The 16,201-nt window shown below is 45.1% G+C and carries 12 protein-coding genes; 5 read left to right on the forward strand and 7 right to left on the reverse strand.

Translation table 11 applies throughout. From position 1 onward, the window contains the following. Nucleotides 1-103: 103 nt before the first annotated feature. Nucleotides 104-1,483, reverse strand: coding sequence for a PhoH family protein (locus tag BCU34_RS00245; RefSeq protein WP_102480895.1), 1,380 nt, complete (start codon nucleotides 1,481-1,483; stop codon nucleotides 104-106). 466 nt (nucleotides 1,484-1,949) lie between these two features. Between BCU34_RS00245 and rapA the strand changes: the two genes are divergently transcribed. Further along, on the forward strand, nucleotides 1,950-4,859 hold the full coding sequence (gene rapA / locus BCU34_RS00250; protein ID WP_048657968.1) for an RNA polymerase-associated protein RapA: 2,910 nt from the start codon (nucleotides 1,950-1,952) through the stop codon (nucleotides 4,857-4,859). A 110-nt stretch (nucleotides 4,860-4,969) separates the two neighbouring features. Here rapA and BCU34_RS00255 read toward each other — a convergent pair whose 3' ends face one another. Then, entirely contained in the window at nucleotides 4,970-6,247 is a 1,278-nt protein-coding gene (locus BCU34_RS00255; RefSeq protein ID WP_048657969.1) for an NRAMP family divalent metal transporter, read from the reverse strand. A 158-nt stretch (nucleotides 6,248-6,405) separates the two neighbouring features. Here BCU34_RS00255 and rluA point away from each other — a divergent pair, with 158 nt between their 5' ends. Both rluA and BCU34_RS00265 read left to right on the forward strand, forming a co-directional pair. Next, nucleotides 6,406-7,140, forward strand: coding sequence for a bifunctional tRNA pseudouridine(32) synthase/23S rRNA pseudouridine(746) synthase RluA (gene rluA, locus BCU34_RS00260; RefSeq protein WP_102432793.1), 735 nt, complete (start codon nucleotides 6,406-6,408; stop codon nucleotides 7,138-7,140). Nucleotides 7,141-7,174: 34 nt separating this feature from the next. Next, nucleotides 7,175-8,137 carry a D-2-hydroxyacid dehydrogenase gene (locus BCU34_RS00265; protein WP_102480894.1) on the forward strand — a complete coding sequence of 321 codons (963 nt, stop codon included), beginning with the start codon at nucleotides 7,175-7,177 and terminating at the stop codon, nucleotides 8,135-8,137. A 104-nt stretch (nucleotides 8,138-8,241) separates the two neighbouring features. Here the strand turns inward: BCU34_RS00265 and BCU34_RS00270 are convergent, their stop codons facing one another. The 4 genes from BCU34_RS00270 to argR form a co-directional block, all read right to left on the reverse strand. Continuing rightward, complete coding sequence (locus BCU34_RS00270; protein ID WP_010434405.1) at nucleotides 8,242-8,679, reverse strand: universal stress protein; 438 nt, start codon at nucleotides 8,677-8,679, stop codon at nucleotides 8,242-8,244. A 107-nt stretch (nucleotides 8,680-8,786) separates the two neighbouring features. Further along, the gene (locus tag BCU34_RS00275; protein ID WP_048657972.1) at nucleotides 8,787-11,366 is read right to left on the reverse strand and encodes a TRAP transporter permease; all 2,580 of its coding nucleotides are present in this window, start codon (nucleotides 11,364-11,366) and stop codon (nucleotides 8,787-8,789) included. A 255-nt stretch (nucleotides 11,367-11,621) separates the two neighbouring features. Continuing rightward, complete coding sequence (locus BCU34_RS00280) at nucleotides 11,622-12,590, reverse strand: TAXI family TRAP transporter solute-binding subunit (protein WP_017061374.1); 969 nt, start codon at nucleotides 12,588-12,590, stop codon at nucleotides 11,622-11,624. A 342-nt stretch (nucleotides 12,591-12,932) separates the two neighbouring features. Beyond that, on the reverse strand, nucleotides 12,933-13,403 hold the full coding sequence (gene argR / locus BCU34_RS00285; RefSeq protein WP_004740827.1) for a transcriptional regulator ArgR: 471 nt from the start codon (nucleotides 13,401-13,403) through the stop codon (nucleotides 12,933-12,935). Between the two features lie 332 nt (nucleotides 13,404-13,735). On the opposite strand from argR, the gene mdh reads away from it, so the two are divergent. Beyond that, nucleotides 13,736-14,671 carry a malate dehydrogenase gene (mdh, locus tag BCU34_RS00290; RefSeq protein ID WP_009847834.1) on the forward strand — a complete coding sequence of 312 codons (936 nt, stop codon included), beginning with the start codon at nucleotides 13,736-13,738 and terminating at the stop codon, nucleotides 14,669-14,671. 125 nt (nucleotides 14,672-14,796) lie between these two features. After that, a complete protein-coding gene (locus BCU34_RS00295) occupies nucleotides 14,797-14,991 on the forward strand; it encodes a hypothetical protein (RefSeq protein ID WP_102432791.1) in 195 nt (64 codons plus the stop codon). Between the two features lie 100 nt (nucleotides 14,992-15,091). Here the strand turns inward: BCU34_RS00295 and ispB are convergent, their stop codons facing one another. Beyond that, entirely contained in the window at nucleotides 15,092-16,063 is a 972-nt protein-coding gene (ispB, locus tag BCU34_RS00300) for an octaprenyl diphosphate synthase (RefSeq protein WP_048657974.1), read from the reverse strand. Nucleotides 16,064-16,201: the final 138 nt, after the last annotated feature.

The raw sequence follows: 16,201 nt of genomic DNA on the forward strand, positions 1-16,201 counted from the left end.
GGTTAGCCTCAACAAGTCTGTTTAAAAAAATAAATTGAAAAGCGCCTCCAATGTGAGGCGCTTTTTGTTTTTATATTACTGATTCAGTGAGCGTATAGAGTCACTACATGTTCTCTTCTGCAAACTCAGCCAGTCGGCTTCGCACTACACCATTGAGGTGGATGTTGGCACTGCCTTCGAAGTTTTTAAAGCGCTCGACCATGTAGGTTAAGCCAGAGGTCACAGGGGTTAGGTAAGAAGAATCTATCTGCGCTAGGTTTCCAGAACAGATAATCTTAGTACCTTCGCCACAACGGGTGATGATGGTTTTGATTTGTGAAGCGGTGAGGTTCTGACACTCATCGAGAAGTACAAACGCATTCTGAATTGAACGTCCGCGCATGAAGTTAATCGACTTGAACTGGATGTTGGCTTTGTCACAGATGTACTTCATCGACCCTTCTGTACAGTGATCGTTCTTGTGCAGCGCTTCCAGTGTATCGGTCACGGCGGCTAACCAAGGCAACATCTTCTCTTCCTCAGTACCAGGAAGGAAACCTATCGACTCACCTATATCAGGTGTGTTTCGGGTTACGATGATCTTATCGAACTGCTTACGTTCAATGGTTTGTTCAAGTGCTGCAGCCATGGCTAACAGTGTCTTACCACTACCCGCTGCGCCAGTGAGAATCACAAGATCAATATCAGGGTCGAGCAGGGCATCGATCGCCATACCTTGATAGACGTTTTTGGGTGTGATGTCCCATGCTCTGCGATTCATCAGTCGTTCGCGACTGAGGTCTCTCAGGGTAATGCTTTCTGGCTCAATCTCTTCGACTCGAGCGGCAAAGTCACTCTCTTCATCAATGACATATTGGTTAAGGAAGGTTGGCTCAAAAGGCGCTCTAGCTAAGGTGTGCAGTGTCTTTCCACCTAAACTTCTGCTCTCGACATTGTCGATACTATCCCAAAATGATCCTTCGAGCTGTTGAAAGCCTTTGGTGAGATATTGGATATCATCAATCAGTTGGTCTGTTTGATAGTCTTCAACAAAGCGAACACCAGCGCCTTTGGCTCGTAAGCGCATGTTGATGTCTTTGGTGATGAGAACCACTTCGCGTGGCGCACGTTTGTTTTGAAGATAGAGGACTGCGTTGAGGATTCGGTTATCGCCTGCCTTGTCGTCGGCAAAGGCTTTGATGCTTTCTTGAAGTTCGTAATCGGCGAGTATTGAAATACTGCCTGAGGCTTTAATGTCTTTGGTGAAAGGGATACCTTCCGATATTTGGTCTGGTGTAGCTTCCCTGAATAGATCTTCGAGAGTTCGTATCGCAATTCTCGCATCTCGGGCAACGTCTCTCTTACTGTCTTTGATTCTGTCTAGTTCTTCTAGCACTGTCATGGGGATAACGACATCGTGCTCTTGGAAAGAAAATATAGCGAAGGGTTCGTGAAGTAGGATATTGGTGTCTAAAACAAATAGCTTCCGGTTGGTCTCGCCCATAGCATCTCCTTGCCGACGTGCGGCTTGCCTTGCATTCATTGAACGTAGATAAAGCTCATATAAAGATTAGTATCTGATTCTGGTGATAGTCAACTACTCACCTAAACTTCATCTAGAGGAATACCACCATATCGTTGTAGATGAATATGGCGTATTCGTTTGAGAGCAGCAATCTGCTACCTATAGATTAACCATGATTTTTTGACAGTTTGATTGCACTGGCGAAAACAGAAAAAAAGCACGAAATCATCTCCTTTAGGCGTGACCTAAATCACAGCATCGAGTAAGATTAGCGACCTTTTTCTGCACCATTTTCTTGAGATATTTATTATCTAGAGCGCACTTAAAAAGTGGCTGCAAACTAGGCATTTTTGGCTATATTTTTAGTTCAGGAGCGAGAACGTTCTTGTTTGAAACTGCAGTTAAAAAGACCAAATTCCAACTATAAGATTGAGGTAGTCGATTCATGACATTTGCTTTGGGGCAACGCTGGATAAGCGATACGGAGAGCGATTTAGGTTTAGGTACCGTTGTAGCAATGGATGCTCGCACAGTGACACTAATGTTTGCAGCGTCAGAAGAAAACCGTGTTTATGCACGTACTGATGCTCCCGTAACCCGAGTAACGTTTAATGTAGGCGATGTCATCGAATGCCAAGAAGGTTGGTCTCTGTCTGTCGAAGAAGTTATCGAAGACAAAGGACTGCTAACCTACTTAGGTACTCGCGAAGATACCCAAGAAACAGAAGTCACTCTGCGTGAAATCTTCTTAAGTAACCAGATCCGCTTTAACAAGCCACAAGATAAACTGTACGCAGGTCAAATCGACCGTATGGATAACTTCGTGTTGCGTTACCGCGCGTTGAGTAACCAGTACCAACAACACAAGAGCCCTATGCGTGGCTTGTGTGGTATGCGTGCTGGCTTGATCCCTCACCAGCTATACATCGCTCATGAAGTGGGCCGTCGTCACGCTCCGCGCGTTTTACTGGCTGATGAAGTTGGCCTAGGTAAAACCATCGAAGCGGGCATGATCATCCACCAACAGGTGTTGTCTGGCCGTGCTGAACGAATTCTGATTGTGGTTCCTGAAACTCTACAGCACCAATGGTTAGTAGAGATGATGCGCCGTTTCAATCTGCACTTCTCTATCTTCGATGAAGAGCGTTGTATTGAAGCGTTTGCTGAATCGGACAACCCATTTGATACCCAGCAGTACGTTCTGTGTTCTTTGGATTTCCTACGTAAGAGCCGTAAGCGCTACGAGCAAGCACTTGAAGGCGAGTGGGACTTGCTGGTTGTCGATGAAGCGCATCACCTTGAGTGGAGCCAAGACAAACCAAGCCGCGAATACCAGGTGGTTGAAGGCTTAGCGGAAAATACGTCTGGTGTGCTACTACTAACAGCAACGCCTGAACAACTAGGTCGTGAGAGTCACTTTGCACGTCTGCGTCTGCTTGATCCTGACCGCTTCTACGATTACGAAGCATTCGTTGAAGAAGAAGACCAATACGCACCGGTTGCTGATGCTGTTACTGCATTGTTCTCTGGTGTGAAGCTTGAAAACAGCGCGAAGAATCAGATTACTGAACTGCTTTCTGAGCAAGATGTAGAGCCGCTGTTCCGTGTTATCGAAGGTGATAGTAGCGAAGAAGAGCAAGCGTTAGCTCGCCAAGAATTAATTGATAACCTTATGGACCGCCATGGTACTGGCCGTGTTCTATTTAGAAACACGCGAGCTGCAATCAAAGGCTTCCCTAAGCGTAATGTAAACCTACTGCCTATGGAGATTCCAACGCAGTACACAACCTCAATGCGTGTATCTGGCATGATCGGTGGCAAGATGGCTCCCGAAGCTCGTGCTATGAAGATGCTGTACCCAGAAGAGATCTTCCAAGAGTTTGAAGGTGAAGACTCAAGCTGGTGGCAGTTCGATTCACGTGTTAACTGGTTGATTGAAAAAATCCAAGACAAGCGTAGTGAAAAGATCCTAGTGATCGCATCACGTGCAAGTACGGCGCTTCAACTAGAGCAAGCACTGCGTGAGCGTGAAGGTGTGCGTGCAACCGTATTCCACGAAGGCATGTCGATTCTAGAGCGTGATAAAGCCGCGGCTTACTTTGCTCAAGAAGAGGGCGGAGCTCAGGTTCTTATCTGTAGCGAAATCGGCTCTGAAGGTCGTAACTTCCAGTTCGCGAACCAGCTAGTAATGTTCGATCTTCCGTTCAACCCAGACTTGCTTGAACAACGTATTGGTCGTTTGGACCGTATCGGTCAGCTGCGTGACATCGACATCCATGTCCCTTACTTAAAAGGCACGTCACAGGCGATTCTTGCGCGTTGGTTTGATGAGGGTCTAAATGCATTTGCAGAGACATGTCCAACTGGTCGCACAGTTTACGACAAGTACTCAGATGTTCTTATCGAAATGCTGGCTTCTGGTAATACAGAGCAGCTTGATGAAGTGATTGAAGAGTCTGCCAAGCTAAATCAAAGCCTAAAAGCGGATCTAGAAAAAGGCCGCGATCGCCTATTAGAGATGCACTCAAACGGCGGCGACAAAGCACACGAAATCGCAGAGAAGATTGCATCAACTGATGGCGATACTAACCTAGTAACGTTTGCACTGAGCTTGTTCGACACGATTGGTTTGAACCAAGACGACAAGGGTGAAAATGCGCTAGTCGTGACACCATCTGAGCACATGATGGTACCAAGCTACCCTGGCTTACCATACGAAGGCGCAACCATCACGTTCGATCGTGATACAGCCCTTTCTCGTGAAGACATGAACTTCATCAGCTGGGAGCACCCAATGATTCAAGGCGGTATTGATCTGCTACTGAGTGAAGGTGTGGGTGCATCAGCGGTATCATTGCTGAAAAACAAAGCGCTGCCAGTGGGTACTATCCTGCTTGAGTTGGTTTACCTTGTGGATGCGCAAGCACCGAAACGCAGCGGTATCAGTCAGTTCCTGCCTAAGACACCAATTCGTTTGATGATGGATGGCCGTGGTAACGATCTATCTGCTCAGGTTGAATTTGATAGCTTTAACCGTCAGCTAAGCCCTGTAAACCGTCACTTAGCGAGCAAACTAGTGAACTCGGTACAAGGCGAGATTCACAAGCTAATCGAAGCGGGTGAGACGCATGTACTGCCGAAGGTTGAAGAAGTTCGTCAGCAAGCTCAGAAAGATATGCAAACTAACTTGAACGGTGAACTAGAGCGTCTACAAGCGCTTAAAGCGGTGAACCCGAATATTCGTGATGAAGAGCTTGAGGTTATCGAAGCTCAAATCAATGAACTGACAGGTTACATCAGCAAAGCTCAGGTTCAGCTAGATTCATTACGCTTGATTGTGGTTTCTCACAACTAGTTTGAATTAGCGAAATGCTTCAACGAAATAAGGCCTTCATTACGAAGGCCTTATTGTTATCTAGCGTTTGAAAGATGTACTGGTTGTTGAAAGGTGTATTGACTGAGGAATTACATCAACCACTTCCACCAAACAAATACCGCTAGGAAACCAAATAGGTAAACCAGACCCGCTACAGACAACCATTTTAGTTTGGTGCCAATCGCTAGAGCTTCAGGAAGCTTGGCTTTGTTTACCAAAATGAAGTTAAGCAGAGCGAAGAACGGTGTCGTTGCAAACGCAAGTACCATCGCAAAATCCAACATTGGCATCAGCGCAGCACTAAAGAACATCACAATCGCCAAGGCCGCGATAGAGACAATGATGATCCAGCCTTGCAGCATGCGTGGGCTCGACTCTTTTTTAAATAATAGTCGCTGTGATTCAGCAAGTACGCGTGAGTAGCCATCGATAACGGTAATGGTGCTGCCAAAGATACAGAAGAAAGCGACGATGGCGATCAGTGGACGAGACCATTCACCAATCGTAGAAGCATAAATACCGACTAACTGGTGAGTAAAGCCAACACCAGAGCGAGACAGTTCAACCCCCGAGCCGTGAAGTACCAGAGCGCCTAACGCAACGAACACTAGTGCAAGTAGTGCAGTACCAATGTAGCCAACATTGAAATCGAATAGCGCTGATTGAGCCGTGACTTCTTGTTTCTCTTTTTGGCTCTTTAGCCACATAGAGGTGATGCTGGATATCTCGATAGGCGCAGGCATCCAACCCATAGTCACCACGATAAAGCCAATAGCAGCCAATGACCAAGGCGACGGTGGAACAAAAGCAGCATCAGGTTCGACTGGAGAGCCTATAGCAATGGCGACTGCAGCTAAGGTTGTGATGGTCAGGATCGCCATGATCGCCTTAGATAAGGTATCAAGAGCACGATAGTGGCCTGCAAATAGAATGATCAAGCATGTTGCTAAAACGATCATGCACAATGTGCTGGTGGCTAATTCGAAAGGAACAAAGTAGCTAAGTAAGCTTGCACTGAATAGCAACAAAGCAGCCGTGTTCACGACGGCGGAAATGGCGCTCAATATTGAAAAGATCACAAGGTATGGGCGACCTAGGTTAGAGTAGCCCTCAACCAAGCTTTGACCTGTTCCCAATGTATATTGGATACCGGCTCTAAAGAATGGGTATTTAAATACGTTAACCAGAATAATAAGAGCGGCGAGTTGCCAGCCATAAATCGCACCAGCTTTGGTCGAGGCAACTAAATGTGAGCCACCTACTGCCGCAGCAGCCATCATGATGCCAGGGCCAAGAGACTTGATTAAACTTGATAGGGGAGCAGAGGTTTGTGTTTTTTCTGTGGTTGTTTTAACCGTACTTTCCATCATTTTTCCTTTGATGCTGACTTCTTATTTTCCGTTACCCTATCAATACCATGTTTTGTAAAGTCGTCAACTTTTATGTACGAAAATGTTGGGAATTGTATTTAATAATAAACAAATCAACCGTAAATTATTTATTCACCAGTAATTAAGAGGCTTCAATGGCGTTAGAACAGTACACACCACCACGTGAACCGTGGGTCGACATTGTCTATCAAGATGACGATATTCTAGTGGTGAACAAGCCAGCAGGCCTACTTTCAGTGCCGGGAAGGTTACCAGAGCACTACGACAGTATGTGGAGTCGGTTGGTTGTGGATTTTCCGGAGATTCAGGTTGTGCATCGGTTGGATATGTCGACATCAGGCTTGATGTTGTTAGCTAAACATAAGCAGGCTGAGCGGCATTTGAAGAAGCAGTTCCAATATCGACTGACACATAAGCTCTATTACGCACGAGTGTGGGGGGCAGTAGAAGAAAAAGAAGGGCTTATTGATCTGCCACTCATCTGTGATTGGCCGAATCGCCCTAGGCAGAAAGTGTGTTTTGATGATGGCAAGCCATCAAAGACTCGTTATGTGGTAGAGCAAGAAGAGACTCAAACCACTTTGTTGAAGTTACTGCCGATTACCGGTCGCTCTCATCAGTTGCGTGTGCATTGTATGGAAATAGGGAACCCAATTGTTGGCGACGAGTTTTATGCAACGCCTGAAGCTTTTGAGTATAGCGATAGATTAGCTTTACATGCGTGTGAACTGAGCTTCTATCATCCGGAGAACAACCAACTGTTCAAAGCCTTTGTTCCTTGTGAATTTTACCCTCAAGCGTCACCACAAATTGAACAGCACTTTGAAATTGCGCCAGAGCTTCCAGACTACAGAAAGCTAAAAGCTTAGAATGGTGTCATCAATACCAATTCAAGGAAGTACAATGCCGAAGCTGAAAGTGGTCTTTCTCGACCGAGCCACCATCCCATCTCAAATCAATTTAAAACCTCTTAGCTTTGAACATGAATGGATTGAGTTTGATTTTACTGTTCCAGAGCTCGTTGCTGAGCGCGTTGCGGGAGCAGATGTTGTTATCACCAATAAGGTTGTGCTCAACGCTGATAATTTAGCTCAAGCGCAACAACTCAAGTTGATCGCTGTTTCTGCGACAGGTGTCAACAATGTTGATGTGGAATACTGCAAGGGCAGTAATATCGCAGTGGCTAATGTGCAAGGCTATGCGACTCAGTCGGTACCTGAACATGTGATTGCTATGCTGTTTACGCTAAAGCGAAATCTTGTTGGCTACCATCAAGACATTGAAGCCGGGGAGTGGCAGAAGGGTAAGCAGTTCTGTTTCTTTACTCATCCGATTCAAGATGTAGCGGGCAGCACATTAGGTTTAATGGGCAGTGGAAGTTTAGGGCAAGCCACCGCGATATTAGCTAAAGCGATAGGCATGAATGTCATTTTTGCAGAGCGCAAAGGGGCTGACTCTTGTCGAGAAGGCTATCTGCCTTTTGAAACTGTTTTAAAGCAAGCGGATGCGATCAGTCTGCATTGCCCTTTGACTGATGCGACTCGCAACCTGATTTCAGAGCGAGAGCTCGCGATGATGAAACCGAGTGCAGTCTTAATCAATGCAGGGCGCGGTGGATTAGTTGATGAGCAAGCCTTAGTTGAGGCTTTGAAAAAACATGAGATTGCAGGCGCAGGTATGGATGTATTCACACAAGAGCCTGCAGACAATTCGAATCCACTCTTGGCTAACAGTCACTTACCTAATTTACTGCTAACGCCTCATGTTGCATGGGGCAGTGATAGCTCAATTCAAAAGCTGTCGGATATCTTAATGGACAACATAGATGGCTTTGTCGCAGGTAATCCGCAAAACTTAGTGCGTTGATTCTTGAGATCTTTATTACGATTGGTATTAAGCGAGTAGAGTTCAAAACAAAAAAGGTTGGCTTTTGGGCCAACCTTTTTAGATCGTTATGTCGATTAAGTGATTTAGCCTTGCGGCTTAACTACCAATACATTGATTGGTGAGTTCTGTACCACTTTGCTTGCAACAGAACCAAGAACCACTTTGTCGATTTTCGAACGCTTATGGCTAGGCATCACAATAAGGTCGGCGCCAAGCTTTTCTGCGTAATCAAGAATCGTCGTGTAAGTTTTACCTTCAGCTACGTGAACCTTATACACCACTTCATCGTCGATGTGTTTGTCGGCAAACTCTTTCAGCTGATTTTTAACATCAAGCTTCATTTGGTTCGCCGCATCTTTCGGGAAGTAAGACGCCACCATCGACATGTGAATGCCCGGTAGTACGTTCAGAATGTGGATTTCAGCATTGCTGTGTTTCGCGTGCCATACCGCTAGCTCGACTGCTTTATCAGAAAAGCCTTTGTCGTTAAGATCAACGGGAACAAGGATTTGTCTATACATGTATTCGTCTCTTTTTGAGCAGCGCTTAGCACATACCAAACGCTGTAATTATCTTTTCCATGTAGTAAAAAAGCCAAATAGAGTAGAGCGCTACTTGGCTCTATCCATTACGCGCTAATCTCATCCTTACGAGCACGCCTTCTTTGGTTCATCGCTAAACCAATCAAAATCAGTAGGGCAGGTAAGAATACCCACTCTTTCATTGGTCGATCTGCATCTTGGATAACGGATTTAATTTCCCAATCAAAGTCAATGCCAGCGGCTTCTGCAGGGCTACCAAACTCAACCATATCAACAATCATCTTGTTGTCAGCTTGTGTCAGCATTAGGCCCATTGAAGCAATGCGGTCTTCACTTGTTGTCGCAGAATCTTCAAATGGAAGGCGGACTGTCTTCTCAGAATAGTTACCTTCTAAGTTTTCGCCACCTACTCTCAATTCAAGTGATTGTCCCACAGATAAATTTTCTGTGATTTGAGCGATCTCAACTCCTGGCGAAAGAACTTTCTCTGGATAAATCATGTCCCACCAGAAACCTGGGCGGAAGAAAGAGAAAGTCAGAACGATAAGCAGTATGGTTTCCCACCACTTGTTCTTAGTGAACCACCAACCTTGAGTTGCTGCTGCAAAGATAAGTACCGCAGTAACCGAAGAGAAAATCGTTAGCGCTAAATGCCACCAAGAATCAATGCCCATCAACAGTAGTTGGGTATTGAATATGAACATGAATGGTAAGATTGCGGTCCGGATATCGTAGGTAAAACCTTGAATACCTGTACGAATCGGGTCTGATTTCGCAATCGCTGCTGCGGCAAATGCTGCCAGACCTACCGGAGGTGTGTCATCCGCAAGAATACCGAAGTAGAACACGAATAAGTGCACCGCAATCAGTGGGATGATAAGACCGTGCGCAGCGCCCAGAGTAACAATTACCGGCGCCATTAGCGTTGATACAACGATGTAGTTTGCTGTGGTTGGTAAGCCCATGCCTAGGATCAAGCTGATTACCGCGGTGAATAGCAACATAAGAATGATGCTACCGCCTGAGATGAACTCAACGAAATCAGTCATTACAAGGCCGATACCCGTTAGAGTCACCACACCAACAACCGTACCTGCGGCAGCTGTCGCTACACCGATACCAATCATGTTACGTGCGCCTGAAACCAAGCTCTCTGCTAGATCAACGAAACCAGCTTTAGTTTGCTCTGCAAGATCGTCTGATTTGTTCATCAGAGTCATCAAAGGACGCTGAGTGATCAAAATGAAGATCATGAAGACGGTTGCCCAGAATGCAGATAGACCTGGCGAGAAACGTTCAACGGTTAGACACCAAACTAGCACTACGATAGGCAGTAGGAAGTGCAAACCAGATTTAATTGTTGGACCTGGATCTGGAACTTCTTTCAGGTCCGCATCGATTTCCATGCCGCCTTCAGCTGCGTATTTTGCTGATACGCGAACCAGAGCAACATAAGCGATCAATAGCGCCACAGTTACGATCGGTGTTGCAGCATCGCCAAATACATCTTTCGTCCAACCCACACCGTAGTAAACCGCGGCACTAATAACACATAGACCTAATATGGTGCCAGTGAAAGAGAGTAGGCTTTGTACGATAGTTGGTGTGTGACGACGAGGTAAGCCGGTCATGCCAGCTTTACATGCTTCTAGGTGAACGATGTAAATCAGAGCTATGTAAGAGATCAGAGCTGGCAGTAGCGCCGCCTTGATAACTTCCACATACGAGATGCCCACATACTCAACCATCAAGAATGCCGCAGCACCCATGATCGGTGGCGTTAGTTGGCCATTGGTTGAAGCCGCAACTTCTACCGCACCTGCTTTTGTGCCCGGGAAACCAACACGCTTCATTAGCGGGATAGTAAAGGTACCTGTGGTTACCACGTTTGCAATAGATGAACCTGATACCAGACCAGATAACCCAGAGGCTACAACGGCTGCTTTTGCTGGGCCGCCTTTCATGTGACCAAGCAGAGAGAATGCAACCTTGATGAAGTAGGCACCAGCACCAGCGCGTTCTAGCATTGCACCAAACAGTACAAACAAGAATACGAATGACGTTGATACGCCAAGAGCAACACCGAATACACCTTCCGTTGTTAGCCACAGGTGCGACATTGCCTTGTTCAGGCTTGCACCTTTATGGGCGATAACGTCTGGCATGTGTGGACCGCCAAAGGTGTAAAGTAGGAATACTGCCGCCACAACCATAAGAGGTGGACCTAAAGCGCGTCGTGTTGCTTCAAGCAGTAAAACCATGCCGAATACAGCAGCAACAATATCGAATGTTGTTGGTGCGCCCGAACGACCGGCAAGTTCAGTGTAGAAAATATAGATATAAGAAGCTGAAAAACTACCTACTAGCGCCAATATCCAGTCGACTGCAGGAATGCGATCCCGAGGCGAGTTCTTCATAGCTGGATAAGCGGTAAAGGCTAGGAAAATAGCAAACGTAAGGTGAATTGCTCGAGCTTCAGTGTCGTTTAAAATTGCGAAGTTAAAAATGAACGGCAGCGGAGATGCATACCAAAGTTGGAACAGTGACCAACATAGAGGCACAAACCATAAAATACGGCCTTGGATACCACGAGGGCTACGCGCACCAGTATCTGATTGTGCCACCATTTCTTGCACATCTGGAGACGGTGATGTTGTCTGCGTCATGTACTTTATCCTTATTATTGATGGTCTGCCTTTTCTTACGAACAACCAAACGTTATTTATTTCCTATCTAGTGTAGTGAATGGATAGGGAAATGCGTTCTTTGTTCGTCTTTGTCTTAGGCTTGATACGAAGGTAAGTCCTCCAAATTGGAGAAACTTAAAGGGTTGCTCTTTTCACTTAAGTTATTTTTATAAAACGTGAAAAGCCAATAAGGAGGGCTAGCCTCCTTATTGGTGTAGTAGGCTTAAAGTAGAATTACTTTAGAAGGCCCACTTCTTTGTAGTATTTTGCTGCGCCTGGGTGAAGAGGGATAGAGATACCCGCTTTAACCATGTCTTCTTTTTTCAGGTTAGCAAATGCTGGATGTAGGCGTTTGAAAGTGTCAAAGTTTTCAAATACTGCCTTAGCAACGTTGTATGCAACTTCTTCAGAAACGTCTGAAGTTGTTACCATTGTTGCTGCAACACCGAAGCTGTTTACGTCAGCGTCAGTACCACGGTACATGCCAGCAGGAACTGTGCTGTAAGCGTAGTATGGGTTTTCAGCTACGATCTTGTCGATCTGTGGACCCGTTGCTGAAACCAGTTTTGCATCACAAGACGTTGTTGCTTCTTTGATTGATCCGTTCGGGTGACCAACCATGTAGATAAATGCATCAATCTTGTTATCACAAAGTGCTTGTGAACGCTCAGAACCTTTAAGTTCAGAAGCAAGCTTGAAGCTGTCGTTCGTCCAACCCATTGCGTCCATTACAACACCCATCGTTGCACGGTCACCAGAGCCTGGATTACCAATGTTTACGCGCTTACCAGCTAGGTCAGAAACATTGTTAATGCCAGCATCGGTACGAGCGATGATGTTGAACGGTTCTGTATGTAGAGAGAACATAGCGCGAAGTTTCTTGTATTCGCCCTGATCTTTGAACTTACTTGTACCGTTGTAGCCGTGGTATTGCCAGTCCGATTGAACAACACCAAAATCTAGTTCACCAGCACGGATGGTGTTAACGTTGTAGATTGAACCACCAGTAGACTCTACAGAACAACGAATGTTGTGGTCTTTGCGGCCCTTGTTCACTAGTTTACAAATTGCACCACCAGTCGGGTAGTAAACACCCGTCACTGAACCAGTACCAATTGTGATGAACTCTTGAGCGTTAACAGCGCCAGCGCCCATTACAGCAGCTGCAATAGCACCAACTTTAATAAGTTTGGTAAATGCCATGAATTTCCCTTCCTTTATTCATTATTAACCCTGAAACAAGTGTAGTCGTTTCTGGAGTTTCCTATTTGGAAACGGCACCTTTTTCAATCCATGTGATGAAAAAGTGGCTGAATAATATCAAAAATTGGCAGAAAATTACTCGAATGTTAAAAGATATAGCTAAAAAATCTAACAAATGATGTCTAGATCTCGTGTTTAATTTGCTACTGAGTTTTTTAAAATCAATGATTTAGTGTAATTTCGGGAAGGGTGTATGGATATTCTAGGATGTGATTTGGATCACGAAGCGAATAGATGTTCGTGATCCATTAGTAAGGCTGATAGTTATGAAACAGTGAGCAATTATCCTGCGTATTCAAACAGTTCGCACACAGAATCAAACAGTTGCTTAGTGGTAACCGATAACGTTGGAGTAATAAAGATAGTGTCATCACCCGCGACTACACCCAGTATGCCTTCCGACTTACCTAGTGAGTCTAATAAGCGAGCGATAAGCTGAGCTGCACCAGGGCCAGTGTGTATCACAACTAATGCATTGTTGTGGTCAATATCTAGTACTAATTCTCGTAAAGAGCTAGAAACTGTCGGAACACCCAGTTCAGCAGGAAGACAGTAAACCATCTCCATTTTTGCGTTACGAGTTCGAACGGCACCAAACTTGGTTAACATACGCGAGACTTTAGACTGGTTGATGCTTTCAAAACCTTCGTGTTTTAGGGCATCTACAATTTCGCCTTGTGAGCCAAAACGTTCTTCTTTTAGTAAGGCTTTAAATGCACGAACTAAGTTGTCTTGCTTTTCTGTATTGCGCATATGTCATTCTTATTCATTAACAAAGATGTTTGCATATTCTCGCATACATATTCAATTTTAGCCAAAACATCCCTGTAATTTGTTAGTCATATCACTGTAAATATTTAATAGAATAATGTGTTATTTGCGACGACTTATTTTGTTATTTCAGTCGATTATCGCCATAATGCGAACTTGCTGTGTAGCACGGTTTTATTGACTTGCGCGAAGTCGCAAAGCTAGCGTTAATTGATTGTAATCACTTTGTGATTAATATAGTTTTTTAACTTAGATTTAGCTCAAGAATTACCCTACAAAGAATCTATAAGAGAAAGCTCTCAAGGAGAATAACAATGAAAGTAGCTGTTATTGGTGCCGCTGGTGGCATCGGTCAAGCCCTAGCCCTACTACTTAAGAACCGCCTACCTGCTGGTTCAGATCTTGCACTTTACGACATCGCTCCGGTAACACCGGGTGTTGCTGCCGATCTTAGCCATATCCCAACGCCTGTTTCGATCAAAGGTTACGCGGGTGAAGATCCAACACCAGCACTAGAAGGTGCGGATGTTGTACTTATTTCAGCGGGTGTTGCTCGTAAGCCTGGTATGGATCGTGCGGATCTTTTCAATGTGAACGCTGGCATTGTTAAGTCTCTTGCAGAGAAAATCGCAGTTACTTGTCCTACTGCTTGTGTTGGTATCATCACTAACCCAGTAAACACAACAGTGCCAATCGCAGCTGAAGTACTCAAGAAAGCAGGTGTTTACGATAAGCGTCGCCTATTCGGTATTACGACTCTTGATGTGATTCGTTCTGAAACGTTCGTTGCTGAACTAAAAGATAAAGATCCAGGCGACATCCGTGTTCCTGTTATCGGCGGTCACTCAGGCGTAACGATCCTTCCTCTGCTTTCTCAAGTTGAAGGCGTAGAGTTCACTGATGAAGAAATTGCAGCGCTAACGACTCGCATCCAAAATGCAGGTACTGAAGTAGTAGAAGCTAAAGCTGGCGGCGGCAGTGCGACACTGTCTATGGGTCAAGCGGCTTGTCGTTTCGGTCTTGCTCTAGTGAAAGCGCTTCAAGGTGAAGAGAACGTGATTGAATGTGCATACGTTGAAGGTGAAGGCGAACACGCACCATTCTTCGCTCAGCCAGTTAAGCTAGGTAAAGAGGGCGCAGAAGCGATCCTTAGCTACGGTGAACTGAGCGACTTCGAGCGTAACGCTTTAGACAGCATGCTTGAAACACTAAATGGCGATATTGAGATTGGTGTTGAGTTCGCTAAGTAAGCGATACAGCATTTAACTCAATTTAAAATTGCTAATAAATGCCGGTCATTATGATCGGCTTTTTTGATCCTTGGATTTGCCTCGTTCGTAAATAGTGTTTTAGAGATGAAAGTGGGGCAGCAGTTATGAGTCGTATTCAAAAAGGAATGAACGTCCATTTCCATTTAGGTAGATTGGGAAAGATCCTCGTTATAGATGAGCAAGAGCAATTTGCGCTGGTTGAGTCATACAATAGCCACGAGCAGTACGCAGTGCCGCTGGAAGAGATAGAAGAAGTCGAAGCTCAACTTCCGTTGTCGTTAGAGTCGAGTCGTTATTGACAGTGGATTTGAAAAGATTTTCGTGAGGATCAAAAAAAGAGCCCTGAGGCTCTTTTTTATTATCTATGTAATGTCGCTATATAGAAGACAGTCTACAAAGTTACTTGCTGCGTTTAACAGCCAAGTGTGCAAGTGTGGTTAGTGCTTGCTTATATTCAGAGTCAGGCAGTACAGAAAGCTCAGCAATCGCTTTGTCGGCTTCTTCATAGGCTTTATTAGTCGTGTACTCTAATGAGCCTGTGTCTTTCATCACCGCCATAATGTCGTCGAGACGTTCCATGCCGTTCGCTTTCTCAATTGCTTCACGAATCATGCTTGCTTGTTCAGGAGAACCATTGTGCATTGCATATAGTAAAGGCAGCGTTGGTTTGCCTTCAGCAAGGTCGTCACCAACGTTCTTGCCCATCTCTTTACCATCAGCAGTGTAGTCCATCACATCGTCAATCAGTTGGAATGCGGTGCCTAGGTATTTACCGTAGTTTTGCATTGCCGTTTCGATTTCTGGTGATGATTCGCTAAGGATGGCACCGATTTGTGTTGCGGCTTCAAACAGGCGAGCGGTCTTAGAGTAGATCACTTGCATGTAGCTTTCTTCAGTGGTGTCTGGGTTGTTGCAGTTCATTAACTGTTGAACTTCACCCTCGGCAATCACGTTTACTGCTTCACTCATTAGTTCAAGGATCTTTAAGGATCCTAGCGTTGTCATCATTTGGAATGAGCGAGTATAAATAAAGTCACCCACCAAAACGCTAGCAGCATTACCAAAAGCTGCGTTGGCTGTCGCTTTACCGCGTCTCATGTCCGATTCGTCGACGACATCATCATGAAGTAGGGTTGCTGTGTGAATAAACTCGATAAAGGCTGCAGAGGTGATATGAGCTTCACCTTGGTAACCAAGTGCGCGAGCAGATAAAAGAGCAAGCAAAGGGCGTAGGCGTTTGCCACCACCGCTAACGATATAAAAACCAAGCTGGTTGATTAAACTTACGTCAGAATTAAGTTGGGCTTGAATTGTTTCATTCACTTTTGCCATATCATTGGCAGTAAGCGTTTGGATAGCTTTAAAATCCATTGTTCATCCGGCTGAAGTTAGACCCTGTAAGGCTTATACGTTGTATTTAATTGTTGAATAATACACTAAAAAACGTTGATTAATACATCGCTAAAGGGCATGATTGCCGCACTTTTCTTTGGCGAACAGGTTTTCGCC

This window comes from Vibrio sp. 10N.286.45.E10, assembly GCF_002874195.2.
GTDB classification, from domain to species: domain Bacteria; phylum Pseudomonadota; class Gammaproteobacteria; order Enterobacterales; family Vibrionaceae; genus Vibrio; species Vibrio crassostreae.

What these genes read in the sequence shown, in the direction of transcription:
- BCU34_RS00245 (WP_102480895.1), bottom strand. Translation starts at nt 1,483, where the DNA reads ATGGGCGAGACCAACCGGAAGCTATTTGTTTTAGACACCAATATCCTA.
- rapA (WP_048657968.1), top strand. Translation starts at nt 1,950, where the DNA reads ATGACATTTGCTTTGGGGCAACGCTGGATAAGCGATACGGAGAGCGAT.
- BCU34_RS00255 (WP_048657969.1), bottom strand. Translation starts at nt 6,247, where the DNA reads ATGGAAAGTACGGTTAAAACAACCACAGAAAAAACACAAACCTCTGCT.
- rluA (WP_102432793.1), top strand. Translation starts at nt 6,406, where the DNA reads ATGGCGTTAGAACAGTACACACCACCACGTGAACCGTGGGTCGACATT.
- BCU34_RS00265 (WP_102480894.1), top strand. Translation starts at nt 7,175, where the DNA reads ATGCCGAAGCTGAAAGTGGTCTTTCTCGACCGAGCCACCATCCCATCT.
- BCU34_RS00270 (WP_010434405.1), bottom strand. Translation starts at nt 8,679, where the DNA reads ATGTATAGACAAATCCTTGTTCCCGTTGATCTTAACGACAAAGGCTTT.
- BCU34_RS00275 (WP_048657972.1), bottom strand. Translation starts at nt 11,366, where the DNA reads ATGACGCAGACAACATCACCGTCTCCAGATGTGCAAGAAATGGTGGCA.
- BCU34_RS00280 (WP_017061374.1), bottom strand. Translation starts at nt 12,590, where the DNA reads ATGGCATTTACCAAACTTATTAAAGTTGGTGCTATTGCAGCTGCTGTA.
- argR (WP_004740827.1), bottom strand. Translation starts at nt 13,403, where the DNA reads ATGCGCAATACAGAAAAGCAAGACAACTTAGTTCGTGCATTTAAAGCC.
- mdh (WP_009847834.1), top strand. Translation starts at nt 13,736, where the DNA reads ATGAAAGTAGCTGTTATTGGTGCCGCTGGTGGCATCGGTCAAGCCCTA.
- BCU34_RS00295 (WP_102432791.1), top strand. Translation starts at nt 14,797, where the DNA reads ATGAGTCGTATTCAAAAAGGAATGAACGTCCATTTCCATTTAGGTAGA.
- ispB (WP_048657974.1), bottom strand. Translation starts at nt 16,063, where the DNA reads ATGGATTTTAAAGCTATCCAAACGCTTACTGCCAATGATATGGCAAAA.